Source organism: Robertmurraya sp. DFI.2.37 (assembly GCF_029211245.1).
Taxonomy (GTDB): Bacteria; Bacillota; Bacilli; order Bacillales; family Cytobacillaceae; genus Robertmurraya; species Robertmurraya methanolica_A.
This window is the reverse complement of sequence record NZ_JARGEJ010000030.1, coordinates 40243-53765: the sequence shown is the minus strand read 5'-3', so window position 1 is coordinate 53765 and position 13523 is coordinate 40243. Positions and strand designations below refer to the sequence as shown.

Genomic DNA, 13523 nt, shown 5'->3' with positions numbered 1-13523 from the left:
GTTTGCATGTGAAAAATGTGGGGGTGAAATGTATCCTGAGTATTATAAAGGGGTACATGGCATAGAGTACAAATTATCGGATATTCTCTAACCATGAAAAGGACCGGGCTATGCCCGGTTTTTCTTATATATGTTTCTACCTCGTGTCATCAAAACTAGATTAAGTGCCTTCAATACGGCGAAACAGGCAATTCATGTGGAATCGGTGCAATTCGATAGCCAAGTGCAGTTCCCGTGAAAACGAGCGCAATCCCAGTGGAAATACGCGTACTCAATGCGGAAACGTGCCTCTCAACACAGGGATCCGCACAAATCCAGCGCAACGTGAATCTGCCTCCTAAAAATAGGCTCAATCAATACGTAGATCTGCTGATCCCCCCAAACTCCTGCAATCTCCAACAACTGACCTTCCAAGAATTACTGTAAAGGCTCGTTTTTAATGCACTTTACAAAACCAATACAAACTTTATAATTCTTTAACGTTCACTTACTTGGCAACAAGGTAGATTTAAGATGTTAAACAAATCATAGACGGAGGCCCTGAGATGAAAAGAAGACGAAGAACGGAAATCTTAATCAATGGCTCTCGAACGCTAGTAGAACAACTGGCCCAAACTATTACTGACAACTATCGGGTTAAGGCAATTCAAGAGCCAGAGCATGGTTTAGTGATGATGAAAGTGCGAGAAACTTCAAAGAAATCACTATTTTATCTAGGGGAGGCTTTGGTGACGGAGTGCAAGGTTCAGGTAGAAGAGGTGATTGGAATGGGCATTGTTATTGGTGACCAAAAGGATTTTGCTTATAAATTAGCGATCATCGATGCTGCCTTTGAAGCACAATTAGCAGAAACTGACGAATGGATTAAACTTTTAGAAAGTGAGGAAGAAAAGGTACTTCAAGCAAGAAGACTAGAAGAGCAGTCGATTTTGAAAACAAAGGTTCAATTTGAAACGATGGATGTTTCATAAGGAGGAATAGAAAGTGAAGCTAGATATGGTTCACGATATTCAAACGGTGTATCGGAAGCTTGTTGATGCGATGGCAAGACCTGGGCAACTGGCTGATTTATCGAAGGAAGCGGCCTTAATTGAGGAGAGCGGGGCAATGCCATTTATTCTCTTGGCGTTCACATTATTTGATCAAGAAGTAACTTTTAAAGTGTTCTCAAAAAGAGAAGCAGCGATTGCAAAATTGATTAATCAATACACATATGCGCAACCAGCTGTTATCGAGGAAGCGGACTACATCTTTGTTTTAGCGGATGCAGAGGAAACAGCCTTAAAGGTGGCCATTGAAGGGGCAAAACATGGTACATTAAAAAATCCACATGACTCTGCAACGATTTTTGCTGAAGTTGATGAAATAACGAATGCTTCTACATTGAAGTTAACGGGGCCAGGCATTCAAAGCGAAGAGTACATCCATGTGGAGACGGAAAGCAAGTGGGTGGCAGAGCGTCAAGTGAAAAATAAGGAGTATCCACTTGGCGTAGATTTAATGTTTATCGATCGTCGTCAACAGCTTCTTGCGTTGCCGCGAACAACACAAATTACGATAAATAGGGTGATTGTTTAATGGGATATGTAGCAGTTAAGGGAGGCACGCTTGCGATTGAGGAATCGATAAAGCGCCTCAAATATGAACGGATCCAACAAGGGCAAACGATTGAAGTGGAAAAGATACAAGCAGGAATGCGTGGGCTCATCGATCAGGTTATGTCCGAAAGTAGCCTTTACGACGAAGCGCTTGCTGCTCTTGCCATTAAGCAGGCTGAAGGAAATCCAGAGGAAGCGGTCTTTTTATTAAGGGCATTTCGCTCAACCGTTCCAAGAAAGCATTATTCAAAGGTAATAGAGTCCCGAGATATGAAAGTGGAGCGCCGCATTTCCGCTAGTTTTAAAGACATTCCCGGCGGACAAATTCTCGGAGCAACCACTGATTATACACACAGGCTTCTTGATTTTCAATTAATGACTGAAACGGATAATAGTGTTCAAGAATGGTTGCATCATTATCTATCCGAAAAATCTGTTCAGAAGCTATCAGGAGAACTGAAACTGCCAAAAGTGCTCGATTACTTACGAAAAGAAGGTCTCATTTCTCCATGTGAAAACAACGATCGAGAGCCGGATGATGTGACGCGAGAAAGTCTTGAATTCCCTTCAACTCGAAGCCAACGGCTTCAGGTGTTAACAAGAGGACAAACGGGGGCAGTGACGTCGTTTGCTTATGCGGTTATTCGTGGCTATGGTGATTTGCATCCAACAGTAGGGGAGCTTCGAGTGGGAAAGCTACCTGTAACAGTTGCTCCTCCAACCTCGGAGGAGAATGATGTGGAAGATGACTATTATATTGGGGAAGTTAAGGCCACGGAAGTAGAAATGCTTATGCCCTTCACTGTTGAAAAAGATTATGGAAAAAAAGAGATGGAGTTCGAAATTGGCTATGGTCTGTGCTTAGGACAAAATGAAACAAAAGCAATTGCAATGGGGATTCTAGATCATTGTCTAGAGCATCCAAATTTGGAATTTCCAAGTCATAATGAAGAATTTGTGCTCTATCATATTGATTCTGTTGAATCAACAGGTTTTATTTCACATTTGAAGATGCCCCATTATGTGACCTTTCAATCAAAATTGGACAGTGTGAGAAAAACGAAAAAAGTAGCTAGAGAAGAGGTGAAGAACGGGTGAATACAACCTATAATTTCGCTTTTTTTGATGAGGGCTCAAAACGAGAGATTCGTAGAGCAACCCTTAAGGCGATTGCCATTCCTGGCTATCAAGTTCCGTTTGCCTCAAGAGAGATGCCGATTGGTAGAGGATGGGGAACTGGCGGTCTGCAATTAACACTATCATTAATAGGAAAGAAAGATGTTCTAAAGGTCATCGACCAAGGTTCAGACGAATCGGTTAATGCCGTCAATATAAAAAAGCTTGTTTCCAATACGACTGGTGTGGAGGTAACCGAACACACGTCTAAGGCAACCTTGATTCAATCAAGGCATCGCATTCCTGAGGTGCCTTTAACAAAGGAGCAAATCCTAGTTTTGCAGGTTCCGTTGCCGGAGCCGCTACGCTATTATGAGCCAAGTGAAACGGAAACAAAAAAGCTTCATGCGGAAAAAGAATATAGTGGAGCATGGCTGATGCTGTTTGAACAGATTATGAAATATGGGGGTATGACAACAGGTGCCGATCATCCAGTTCTTGTTCATGATCGCTATGTGATGGCGCCTAGTCCAATTCCTCGTTTTGATAATCCAAAAATGAATGCAAATGAGGCATTGATTTTATTAGGAGCAGGACGTGAAAAGAAGGTATACGCCGTTCCTCCATATACAAAGGTGGTTTCACTAGACTTTGAGGACTACCCATTTCAAGCGGAAACTTTTGCTGATAAACATTGCCGTTTATGTGGGCAGACTAACGTATTTTTAGATGAACTTGTAGATGAATTAACGGATGAAACAGTTTACCAATGTAATGATACGAGCAATTGTCTCGAAAAATTAAATTCCGTTGGAGTGAAATAGATGACAGACTTTGAAGTGCCAGTTTTAACAGTGAAAAATTTGAATAAACAATATGGGCCAGGATGTTTTAAGTGTCGAGGTGGGGAATCTGCCAGTCTTGTAAAAAACTATTGTCAAGTTTGTGGTACGGTATACGCTTGTCGCAATGTTTCCTTTGATGTTTTTCCAGGAGAGGTATTAGGAATTGTCGGCGAAAGCGGCAGTGGTAAATCAACATTAATGCAATGTCTTTACTTTGATCAGGAAGTGACGAGTGGTGAGGCATACGTTAGTGACTATGAAAATGGGGAAAAGAATTTATTTCAAGAATCTTCCCAGCAGAAACGCTATATTCGCAATCATATTATGGGGAAGGTCTATCAAAATCCATTATTAGGTTTACGGATGAATTTTTCCTCGATTGGCAATATAGCAGAAAAGCTGATAGCTGCCGGCAATAACCATGTTGGAATGATGGAAAGCAGAGGAACTGAACTGTTGAATAAAGTCCACATCCCCGTGCACCGCAGAAAAGAAGCGCCGAAAAATTTCTCTGGTGGTATGCAGCAACGTGTTCAAATTGCCAAAGCCCTTTCCAATCATCCGCCATTACTTTTGTTAGATGAAGTTACAACAGGTCTTGACCTTTCTGTTCAAGCAAGTGTACTCGATTTAATTAAAGGTTTGCAACGGGAGCTTGGTATTAGTATTGTTCTTGTCTCTCATGATTTAGGCGTTATCCGCATGCTGGCTGATCGGACGCTTGTGATGCTAGAAGGAAAGGTGATTGAGCAAGGACTGACGGATCGGATTTTAGAGGATCCGCAGCATCCATATACACAGCTTTTGGTTCATTCCTTGCTTTAGAGATACAAAAAATTTGGATGTTAAGGAGGAAGGAATTTGTACGTCATCACAAATGGTCGATTGATTACCGAAGAAACGGTGCTGCATGGCTATGATTTATTAATAGAAGAAGATCGAATTGCTAAGATTGCTCCAAGAGGAGAAATTAAGTTTCAGGAAGGACTTGAAATTATTGACGCAGGTGGCGGTTATGTGTCACCAGGCTTTATTGACATCCACTCAGATTATATTGAACATATGGCGGCTCCACGACCGACTTCGCTAATGAATTTTGATTTAAGTTTGCGAGAATCGGAAAAGGAGCTAATCACCCATGGAATTACAACGATGTTTCATTCCCTTTCTCTTTATAAAGGTTCGGAGTATGATTATAAGCCAATTCGCGAGCCTGAAAACGTTCGTAAATTTATCGATTTAATTGAGAAGAGTCACCATACAAAGCATCTTGTTCGTCACCGTTTTCATGCCCGATTTGAAATTGATAATGTTGAGGAAATCGATAATCTCAAACATTATATTACCGAGAATAAAGTTCATTTAGTATCGTTTATGGATCATACTCCAGGTCAGGGACAATATCGTCATTTAGAGGTTTACCGCAAAACAGTGCGAGGCTATAACAACCTGAGTGATACTTCTATTGATGTGCTCATTCGTAATCATCAGATGAAGGAAAAGCTGTCGATTGATGACATTAAGGAAATTGCGGAGCTCGCCCACAAGCATCATATTGCCGTTGCTTCCCATGACGACGATACGATTGAAAAAGTAGAGCTTGTTCATAGTTTCGGCACTACTATTAGCGAGTTTCCGATTACACTTGAGGTGGCGAAAAGGGCAAAGGAACTCGGCATGTATACTATCGCCGGAGCACCCAATGTGCTGTTAGGAGGCTCTCATAGTGGGAACTTAGGAGCAGCTGAAGCGATTTACGAGCAAGCAATTGATATTTTATGCAGCGACTATTATCCAGCAGCAATGCTCCATTCTATCTTTACTTTAGTAAATCAATATGAGCTCGATTTAGCAGATATGATGAAGCTAGTCACAATTAATCCTGCCAAGGCAGTCAAAATGGATCATGATATCGGCTCCCTTTGTGAAGGTAAAAAGGCAGATCTATTAATTATTGAAAAAATAGCTGGTGATTTTCCTGTCATTACAAGCGTCTTTGTTGACGGTAAACTAATTCAAAAAACAAATTACCGGATTTAAGAAGGATGAAAGCAGGTGAGCAGGTGGAACCAATATTAAAAATTCAGGGATTATCGAAATCGTTTAATCTTCACAACCTTGGCAAGCATATCCGTGCTGTAAGTCAGGTAGCGATGGAGCTAAGAGAAGGCGAGTTTGTCGGAATTACTGGAAAAAGCGGCAGCGGGAAATCGACCATCTTAAAATGTATTTATGGAACTTACCGCATTGAGGAAGGAAGCATTTGCTATCATTCTGAAAAATTTGGAGCCGTGAACTTAGCGAAAGCGACGGAGCGGCAAGTGCTCTATTTGCGAAAACACGAGATAGGTTACGTTTCACAATTTTTAAATGTGATGCCAAGAACAACAGCGAGGCAGCTTGTAACACAGGCAATTTTGGAGATGAATGAGGATCAACGATTTGCAGACAGAGAAACGGAGAAAATTCTCTCTCACTTTGAATTAGCACAGGAATTATGGGATAGCTATCCTACTACTTTTTCTGGTGGCGAAAAATTAAGACTTAATATTGCTAGAGCCATGGTGAAAAAGCCACGCCTTCTTCTTTTAGATGAGCCGACAGCTAGTCTAGATCATGATTCAAAGCTTAAGGTAAAACAGCTTATTGAACAGTTAATAGAAGAAGGTACGACGATGCTCGGTATTTTTCATGATTTGGAATTTATGAACAACCTATGCGATCGGGAATATAACATGGAGAACGGAGTGTTCTCACATGCTGGCTTTACTGATTCTTAACAATTCATAATATTGTGTTAATAGTAGATTGACATTTACTAGATATAGTATATAAGGGTAATAAATTAAAAGGTGAGGAGATTTAAAATGAAGAAATCGTTTTTGTTATTACTATCTTTTGTCATTCTATTCATTGCTGGTTGTTCCTCTTCAACAAATTCAGGAGGATCAGATAAAGACGAGCTTACGATTGCATGGCTACCAAATGAATCTGGTGCTGATTTGACAGAGGCTCGTGATGAAATTGGTAAGGTCATTGAAGAAAAAACAGGAAAAACGGTCAAACATCAAACGACAACAGATTACATCGTTGCAATTGAAGCGATTGCGAATGGAAATGCAGATATGGCTTTCTTAGGAGCTCAAGGTTATATAGAAGCAAATAACAAAAATGATAAGGTTCAACCATTGGTGGTTCCAACAGGTGCCTCCGGTACTTTAGATGATGCGGTTTACTATAGCTGGTTAGCAGTTGAAGTCGATAATGCTGATCAATATAAAAATGGTGCCGATTTTGCGATTGACAATATTCAAGGAAAGAAATTTTCATTCGTATCAAATAGCTCCACATCAGGTTTTAAAGTTCCTTCTACTGGAATTGTGGATTATTTCAGTGAAAAAGCAGAATTTAGTGATTTAACTGCAGATGATCTATTAGAAGGCGGATCAGATAAGTTCTTTAGTGAGGTTTTGTACGGCGGCTCTCATCAAGGTTCTGCGGTTAACCTTTTATCAGGAAAAGCGGATGTTGCCGCATTCTGTGATACTTGTGTGAACAACTATGTAGAGCTTGTTGAGGGAGAAGAGAATCGTCCAGGTGCGATTTATCGAGTAAAAGACGATGCTGCTGAGCCGTTTAACACAGTGGTGGGAAAAGAATTTATTTTAATCTCTGTTACACCGGTTTTAAATGCTCCATTTGCTATTAATACAGAAAACATTAGTGAGGAGCTTAGAAAACAGCTTCTTGAGATCATGACTTCAGACGATATTGCCAATAATGAAAAAGTATTCGTACCAGAGGATTCTGAGTTTTCAGGATTATTTAGTAAGACAGCTGACGAACGTTTAGTAGAAGTAGAGGATGCTTGGTTTAACCCGATTCGTGAGCTTTCAAAATAATTATATGAAATAAGGAGAGTTAATCTATGACAGCCTTATTAGAAGTCAATCATGTATCCAAGCAATTTGGAAATGATTCCAAGGCGTTATCAGATGTTAACTTTACCGTCAATGAAGGAGAGTTTGTATCGATCATCGGTCCATCTGGAGCGGGGAAGTCAACTCTCCTTCGCTGTATCAATCGAATGATTGATGCAACAAGCGGAGAAATAACCTTTGATAACATGAACGTAATGAATTTGAAGAAAAAAGAATTGAAAATGGTTCGGACAAGAATTGGCATGATTTTTCAACACTATAATTTAGTCAATCGTTTAAGCGTGATTGAGAATACGCTACACGGAAATTTAGGAAAAAAATCAACGATTGCTGGTGTACTTGGTCTTTATAATCAAGCGGAGAAAGAGCAGGCAGTTCAGATTTTATCCATGCTTGGTTTGGAAGAGCATATTTATAAGCGTGCAGATCAGTTAAGCGGTGGTCAAAAGCAGCGTGTTGGCATCGCGCGGGCACTTATCCAAAATCCTCGGATGCTTTTGTGCGATGAGCCCATTGCGTCTTTAGATCCGAACTCAGCGAAAACGATTATGGATCATCTTCGTACGATTTCGTCGCAAATGGGTATTACAGTAATTGTTAATTTACACCAAGTAGATGTTGCGTTAAAGTACTCCGATAAGATTATAGGGATAAATAAAGGTCAGGTCGTCTTCAACGGGAGCCCGAAGGATATTACAAAAGAAGACATTCAGCGAATTTACGGTTCGGAAGCTGAGGATCTGATTTTTGACATAGGAGGCATCCATGCAAGCTGATTTTTTTGCCAAAAAAAGAAGGAATTCGCTTGGATTTTTACTGATTCTTGGGACGATTACGTTCGGTGCAATTGTGATTACGGAATATAATGTGGTCAAAGGCTTTGAATCTCTACCACGGGCTGTTACTTGGGCTTTAGGCAACTTTTATCCAACGCAGGAATCGTTGTCAAGGCTGCCGGGAATTTTGAATAGCTTGCTGGAAACTTTGTTAGTGTCGATCGCTGCCACTACGGTTGGAGCCATTTTTGCTTTATTTTTTGCAGTTATGGGCTCGAATACGACTCGCGTTAATGCCCTTTTCGGAAGTATAAGCCGCGGGATTGCCACCGTTTTTCGTAATATTGATGTCGCTGCTTGGGCGATGATCTTACTCTTTTCCTTTGGACAAAGTTCATTAACAGGATATTTTGCGTTATTCTTTGGTTCTTTCGGCTTTTTGACTAGAGCTTTTGTGGAAACGATAGATGAAGCGAGCGGCGGCTCGGTCGAAGCGTTGAGGGCGACTGGCGCTAGCTATTTCTCCATCATCTTTCAGTCGGTTATTCCATCAAGTGTTCCGCAGATGATTAGCTGGGTTCTCTTTATGATTGAAACAAATATTCGAAGTGCTACATTAATCGGTCTCCTGACGGGTTCTGGAATCGGTTTTACTTTCAATTTATATTACAAAAGCTTAAATTACGATATTGCTTCACTTGTTGTCATCACCATTATCGTCGTCATTCTCTTCATTGAATCAATATCTAATTATGTAAGGAGGGTGATTTTATAATGGAGGCAAATGAGCAAGTCGTCACAGGAGAGCAATTGCTTAAATCAAAATCAACAAAACGAATTAAAATTAAAACTTTGACGAAATCAACGATCGTCATTCGCATTACCTTGTTTTCCTTAGTAATTTTAACGATATTTGCCTTTTTTAACTTTGATTACAAGGAGCTTGATATTGGAGAGGCGATGCTGGCTACACTTGCGAACATAAAAGCGATGTTTTTGGAACCGCATTTTAAGCATTTCACCTTTACTCATGCCCTCCATCAGGTATTTGTGACATTAGGCCTCGCCTTTTTAACCACATTATTCGGTGCCATAATTGCGGTTTTCCTTGGTTTATTGGCAGCCGAGAATTTAACATCCAAACGAGTATCAGTTGTTATTAAAGGAGCTGTTGCCTTTATTAGGGCAGTTCCGACTGTTCTTTGGGTTTTAATTTTTGCTGTTGCGGCTGGTCTTGGTAGCGTGGCAGCTGTTATTGGAATGACGTTTCACTCTGTCAGTTATTTAGTGAAGGCCTATTCAGAGTCATTTGAGGAATTGGATAAGGGAGTAATTGAAGCTTTGCAGGCAAGTGGAGCAAACTTTTGGCAAATCATATTCCAAGCAGTAATCCCCTCTTCCCTTACTTATATGATTTCATGGACATTCCTACGTTTTGAAATTAACTTCGCTGTTGCCGTTGCGATGGGAGCGGCTGCTGGAGCAGGAGGAATCGGTTTTGATATGTTCATGGCGAGCAATTTCTACTTAGATATTCGAGAAATCGGCACGATTACCTTCTTTATTTTAGCTGTGGCCATCCTTTTAGAAGTATTTGCAACGAAGTTTAAAAAGAAATTGAAAGTGAACGGATAATGAATCATTTCAAATACGCTCGGGTCTTTTGACTCGGGTGTATTTTAAATTTCTCCCAAATAATAAGCCATTTTAGAGTAAAGCGGAGGACGAAGGAGTATAGGTACCGAAATTATAAGAATGAATTCGTTCAGGATAACTTCAAACTCCTATATTGGGAAATTTCGTATTGGATCAGTTCTTAGGCGATTTTATGAACAAAAGCTAATTTGATAAAATATCAGTATATTTCGAAATTTAAATGTTGGTTCCGACTTGAATTTACCTCTGTTCATCTATGGAGATCTCCGATTATTTTTAAAGGAGTGTTTTAATGCAACATGATAGAAAGAAGCCTTCGCTTGGTTATTCTATTTTTATCATTTTACTTGTGATTACAATTATAGCAGTTGGAATGATTGTTTTTGCAGCTTCTATACAAATGATGCTTTTTATCGCATTATTAACAGTTATCCCCTTTGTTCTTAAATTGGGTCATACGTATGAAACGTTGGAGGAAGAAATTTTTACTTCGATGAAAAAAGCTTTGCAGCCCTCGATGATTCTTTTAGGAGTGGGGATTCTAATTGGTTCATGGATTATTTCCGGGACCGTTCCAACCATTATTTACTATGGAATTCAATCTATTTCCCCACAATTCTTTTTAGTAACGACTCTTCTTTTTTGTTCGATTGTATCTCTTGCAACAGGTTCATCGTGGGCGACATTGGGAACGGCTGGAATAGCAATGATGGGAGTCGGCCATAGTTTAGGAATTCCAGTAGGTATGACAGCGGGTGCTGTTATTAGTGGTGCCTATTTTGGGGATAAAATGTCGCCTTTATCAGATAGTACGAATTTATCAGCTGCTGTTGTTGGTGCTGATTTAATTGAGCATATTAAACATATGCTGTGGACAACCGTCCCGGCATATGTGCTTACTGCCATAATTTTTACTGCTATTGGATTGCAATATGGTAACCAAGTGGCCAATTCAGCAGAAGTGGCTAAATTGACAAACTATTTAGCTGATAATTTTCAGCTTGGTGTGATCCCGCTCATTCCAGTTGTGATCCTCTTTGGTTTATTAATTTCCAAAAAACCAGCGATTACGTCGATTTATATTGGTTCAATTGCGGGAGCGACTGTTGCTCTTTTATACCAAGGAGCTAATATGAGCGGGGTATTATCCGTTTTATACGAAGGTTATTTTGTTGAGTCAAGCATAGAAGTTGTGAACACTCTGCTCCAAAGAGGAGGACTAACGAGCATGCTTCCTTTAATTGCTCTGTTCTTATTTGCTCTCGGATTGGGAGGTTTGCTACAAAAATCAGGAGTGCTTGAAACACTTATTATTTCAAGTACTCGACGTATTAAAAGCAAAGGGATGCTTGTTTTTGTCACAATTATGATTTCTTACTTTACGATGGGAATTGGTGGAGCATTTTCCTTCGGGGCAGTGATGACAGGGACATTAATGAAACCTCTGTATGAAAAATTTAATTTAAAACCAGAGAATTTATCACGCATTATTGAGGATTCAGCCACGCAGAGCTGTTCGTTAATTCCTTGGACCGCAAGTGGTCTTTTTACAGCAGCAGCATTAGGTGTATCCCCAATCGTGTATATTCCTTTTTGTTTTTTGGCAATGTTAACACCTATTTTTAGCTTGATTTACGGAATTACTGGATTTACAATGGCGGAAAAAAAGGAAACGGCAAAGCATGCTGGACTACGAACAAAGGAAATGGGCGCATAATGTGCGATGAAGTAATTTGTATAAACAATATATTTGTGCCAATGTTTTAAGGACTGTGAAGGAAAGAGGATAGAAAAACAGCGAAAATCTCCCAAACTTGACATTTGGGGGATTTATTCGAGTGAATCGAAAAAAGGATAGAGCGTACAATAAAGAGAAAAGCAAACAAATGGCATTGCTGCTTATTTTTCGGTAATCTTAATAATATGACAAAGATGCGTAAAGGAGAAATCATGAGCAAAGAAGTGATGAAAGCAGGTTGGAAGTTTGACAATAGTTATGCACGCCTACCTGAGTCAATGTTTGCCGAGGTGAAACCCGTACCGGTAACTTCACCTAAAATAGTAGTGTTTAACGAGCCATTGGCGCAAAAATTAGGTCTCGATTCAATTGTGCTCAATAGTGCTGAAGGTGCCAGTGTATTATCAGGAAATGAAATTTTAGCAGGTGCAGAGCCATTAGCACAAGCTTATGCCGGGCATCAATTTGGTCATTTTAATCGCCTAGGAGATGGCAGAGCAGTGTTATTGGGCGAACAACTTACGCCAAGCGGTGAACGTGTTGATATTCAATTAAAAGGCTCTGGACGAACTCCTTATTCTCGAGGTGGTGATGGGAGAGCTGCCCTAGGACCGATGCTGCGAGAATATATTATAAGTGAAGCGATGTTTGGCTTGGGCATTCCAACAACACGCAGTCTCTCTGTTGTCACCACGGGTGAAAGTATAATACGAGAAACGAGGTTGCCAGGAGCCGTTTTAACTAGAATTGCAGCGAGCCATATTCGTGTCGGAACCTTTCAATTTGCCGCAGCATGGACTAGTGTTGATGAGCTGCGTACTTTGGCTGATTACACGATTAAACGCCATTACCCACAGATTGATTTGGAGGATGCGCCTTATCTTTCTCTTTTACGCGAAACGGTTAAGCGTCAGGCCAAATTAATTGCAAGCTGGCAGTTAGTCGGTTTTATTCATGGAGTTATGAACACGGATAATATGACGATAAGTGGGGAAACAATTGACTATGGTCCGTGTGCTTTTATGGATACGTATGATCCGGCAACGGTGTTTAGCTCGATTGATCGGGAAGGACGATACGCTTATGGGAATCAGCCTTATATAGGAGGATGGAATCTGGCAAGATTTGCTGAAGCCTTATTGCCGCTCCTTCACGAAAATCAGGATGAAGCGGTTGCTACTGCTCAGCATGAAATTTCCGCTTATTCTGGATTGTTTCATAAATATTGGTTAGAGGGAATGCGGGCGAAATTAGGATTGTTTCATGCAGAAGAAGGTGATGAAGCGCTGATTGATGATTTACTTGTAATGATGGCAGAGCAGCGAGCTGACTTTACCAATACATTTCGCTTTCTAACTCTTGAAAAACCTGAAAAAACGAAGTTATATGGGAAGGAACCGTTCACAAAATGGTATCAACGGTGGCAAGAAAGACTTGAGTATCAAAAAGAATCAACAGCATCCGCCATTCAATTAATGAAAAGAAGCAATCCAGCCGTTATTCCGCGAAATCATCGAGTGGAAGAAGCGTTGAATGCCGCGGAAAAAGAAGCTGATTTTACAGTAATGAATAAGCTCTTAAAGGTATTGGAAAAACCGTATGAATATCGCTCTGAGCAGGAGGAGTATTGTTTAGAGCCAGAACCGTCTAATATACCTTACCAAACCTTTTGTGGCACATAATTTCTTTATGGAGAAAATGACTGCTTTTGTTAACGGGTTCTTCAATAGTGAAAATCTAGAAGTAGATGATCAAGGGTCAGCAGTGAAATCAAATTGCAGTAAGTGATAGGGAACGTTTTCTAGGTGAAATGAACTCTCGATTTGTAGCATTGTTTACTGCCCATGCTGTTA

General features: G+C 40.2%; 14 protein-coding genes. 13 read left to right on the top strand and 1 reads right to left on the bottom strand.

Going from position 1 to position 13523, the window contains the following annotated elements; translation table 11 throughout:
- Positions 1-170: 170 nt before the first annotated feature.
- Positions 171-323 (bottom strand): hypothetical protein, encoded by a 153-nt coding sequence (locus tag PZE06_RS15785; RefSeq protein ID WP_191963244.1) that lies wholly within the window; start codon positions 321-323, stop codon positions 171-173.
- 222 nt (positions 324-545) lie between these two features.
- Between PZE06_RS15785 and phnG the strand changes: the two genes are divergently transcribed.
- From phnG to PZE06_RS15720, 13 genes are all read left to right on the top strand, one after another.
- Positions 546-971 (top strand): phosphonate C-P lyase system protein PhnG, encoded by a 426-nt coding sequence (gene phnG / locus PZE06_RS15780; RefSeq protein WP_150948284.1) that lies wholly within the window; start codon positions 546-548, stop codon positions 969-971.
- A gap of 13 nt (positions 972-984) precedes the next feature.
- Complete coding sequence (gene phnH / locus PZE06_RS15775) at positions 985-1578, top strand: phosphonate C-P lyase system protein PhnH (RefSeq protein WP_150948286.1); 594 nt, start codon at positions 985-987, stop codon at positions 1576-1578.
- Positions 1578-2696, top strand: coding sequence for a carbon-phosphorus lyase complex subunit PhnI (locus PZE06_RS15770; protein WP_150948289.1), 1119 nt, complete (start codon positions 1578-1580; stop codon positions 2694-2696). Before phnH ends, PZE06_RS15770 begins: the two co-directional genes overlap by 1 nt.
- Positions 2693-3538 carry an alpha-D-ribose 1-methylphosphonate 5-phosphate C-P-lyase PhnJ gene (locus tag PZE06_RS15765; RefSeq protein ID WP_150948291.1) on the top strand — a complete coding sequence of 282 codons (846 nt, stop codon included), beginning with the start codon at positions 2693-2695 and terminating at the stop codon, positions 3536-3538. The genes PZE06_RS15770 and PZE06_RS15765 overlap by 4 nt, the downstream gene beginning before the upstream one ends.
- Positions 3539-4384 carry an ATP-binding cassette domain-containing protein gene (locus tag PZE06_RS15760; protein WP_150948294.1) on the top strand — a complete coding sequence of 282 codons (846 nt, stop codon included), beginning with the start codon at positions 3539-3541 and terminating at the stop codon, positions 4382-4384.
- A 36-nt stretch (positions 4385-4420) separates the two neighbouring features.
- A complete protein-coding gene (gene phnM / locus PZE06_RS15755; RefSeq protein WP_150948297.1) occupies positions 4421-5599 on the top strand; it encodes a phosphonate metabolism protein PhnM in 1179 nt (392 codons plus the stop codon).
- 23 nt (positions 5600-5622) lie between these two features.
- Positions 5623-6339, top strand: coding sequence for a phosphonate C-P lyase system protein PhnL (locus PZE06_RS15750; protein WP_150948300.1), 717 nt, complete (start codon positions 5623-5625; stop codon positions 6337-6339).
- 87 nt (positions 6340-6426) lie between these two features.
- Positions 6427-7461, top strand: coding sequence for a phosphate/phosphite/phosphonate ABC transporter substrate-binding protein (gene phnD / locus PZE06_RS15745; RefSeq protein WP_150948302.1), 1035 nt, complete (start codon positions 6427-6429; stop codon positions 7459-7461).
- A gap of 26 nt (positions 7462-7487) precedes the next feature.
- Positions 7488-8276 (top strand): phosphonate ABC transporter ATP-binding protein, encoded by a 789-nt coding sequence (gene phnC / locus PZE06_RS15740; protein WP_150948305.1) that lies wholly within the window; start codon positions 7488-7490, stop codon positions 8274-8276.
- Positions 8266-9051: a PhnE/PtxC family ABC transporter permease gene (locus PZE06_RS15735; RefSeq protein WP_150948308.1), complete on the top strand. Its 786-nt coding sequence runs from the start codon at positions 8266-8268 to the stop codon at positions 9049-9051. The genes phnC and PZE06_RS15735 overlap by 11 nt, the downstream gene beginning before the upstream one ends.
- Complete coding sequence (locus tag PZE06_RS15730) at positions 9051-9911, top strand: PhnE/PtxC family ABC transporter permease (RefSeq protein WP_150948310.1); 861 nt, start codon at positions 9051-9053, stop codon at positions 9909-9911. The genes PZE06_RS15735 and PZE06_RS15730 overlap by 1 nt, the downstream gene beginning before the upstream one ends.
- 313 nt (positions 9912-10224) lie before the next feature.
- Complete coding sequence (gene nhaC, locus PZE06_RS15725) at positions 10225-11649, top strand: Na+/H+ antiporter NhaC (RefSeq protein ID WP_150948313.1); 1425 nt, start codon at positions 10225-10227, stop codon at positions 11647-11649.
- Between the two features lie 233 nt (positions 11650-11882).
- Entirely contained in the window at positions 11883-13352 is a 1470-nt protein-coding gene (locus PZE06_RS15720) for a protein adenylyltransferase SelO (RefSeq protein WP_225310703.1), read from the top strand.
- Positions 13353-13523: the final 171 nt, after the last annotated feature.

Bases quoted from the DNA above. Each gene is read 5' to 3' on its own strand.
- phnG (WP_150948284.1), top strand. From the start codon at position 546: ATGAAAAGAAGACGAAGAACGGAAATCTTAATCAATGGCTCTCGAACG.
- PZE06_RS15770 (WP_150948289.1), top strand. From the start codon at position 1,578: ATGGGATATGTAGCAGTTAAGGGAGGCACGCTTGCGATTGAGGAATCG.
- PZE06_RS15760 (WP_150948294.1), top strand. From the start codon at position 3,539: ATGACAGACTTTGAAGTGCCAGTTTTAACAGTGAAAAATTTGAATAAA.
- phnD (WP_150948302.1), top strand. From the start codon at position 6,427: ATGAAGAAATCGTTTTTGTTATTACTATCTTTTGTCATTCTATTCATT.
- phnC (WP_150948305.1), top strand. From the start codon at position 7,488: ATGACAGCCTTATTAGAAGTCAATCATGTATCCAAGCAATTTGGAAAT.
- PZE06_RS15735 (WP_150948308.1), top strand. From the start codon at position 8,266: ATGCAAGCTGATTTTTTTGCCAAAAAAAGAAGGAATTCGCTTGGATTT.
- PZE06_RS15730 (WP_150948310.1), top strand. From the start codon at position 9,051: ATGGAGGCAAATGAGCAAGTCGTCACAGGAGAGCAATTGCTTAAATCA.
- nhaC (WP_150948313.1), top strand. From the start codon at position 10,225: ATGCAACATGATAGAAAGAAGCCTTCGCTTGGTTATTCTATTTTTATC.
- PZE06_RS15720 (WP_225310703.1), top strand. From the start codon at position 11,883: ATGAGCAAAGAAGTGATGAAAGCAGGTTGGAAGTTTGACAATAGTTAT.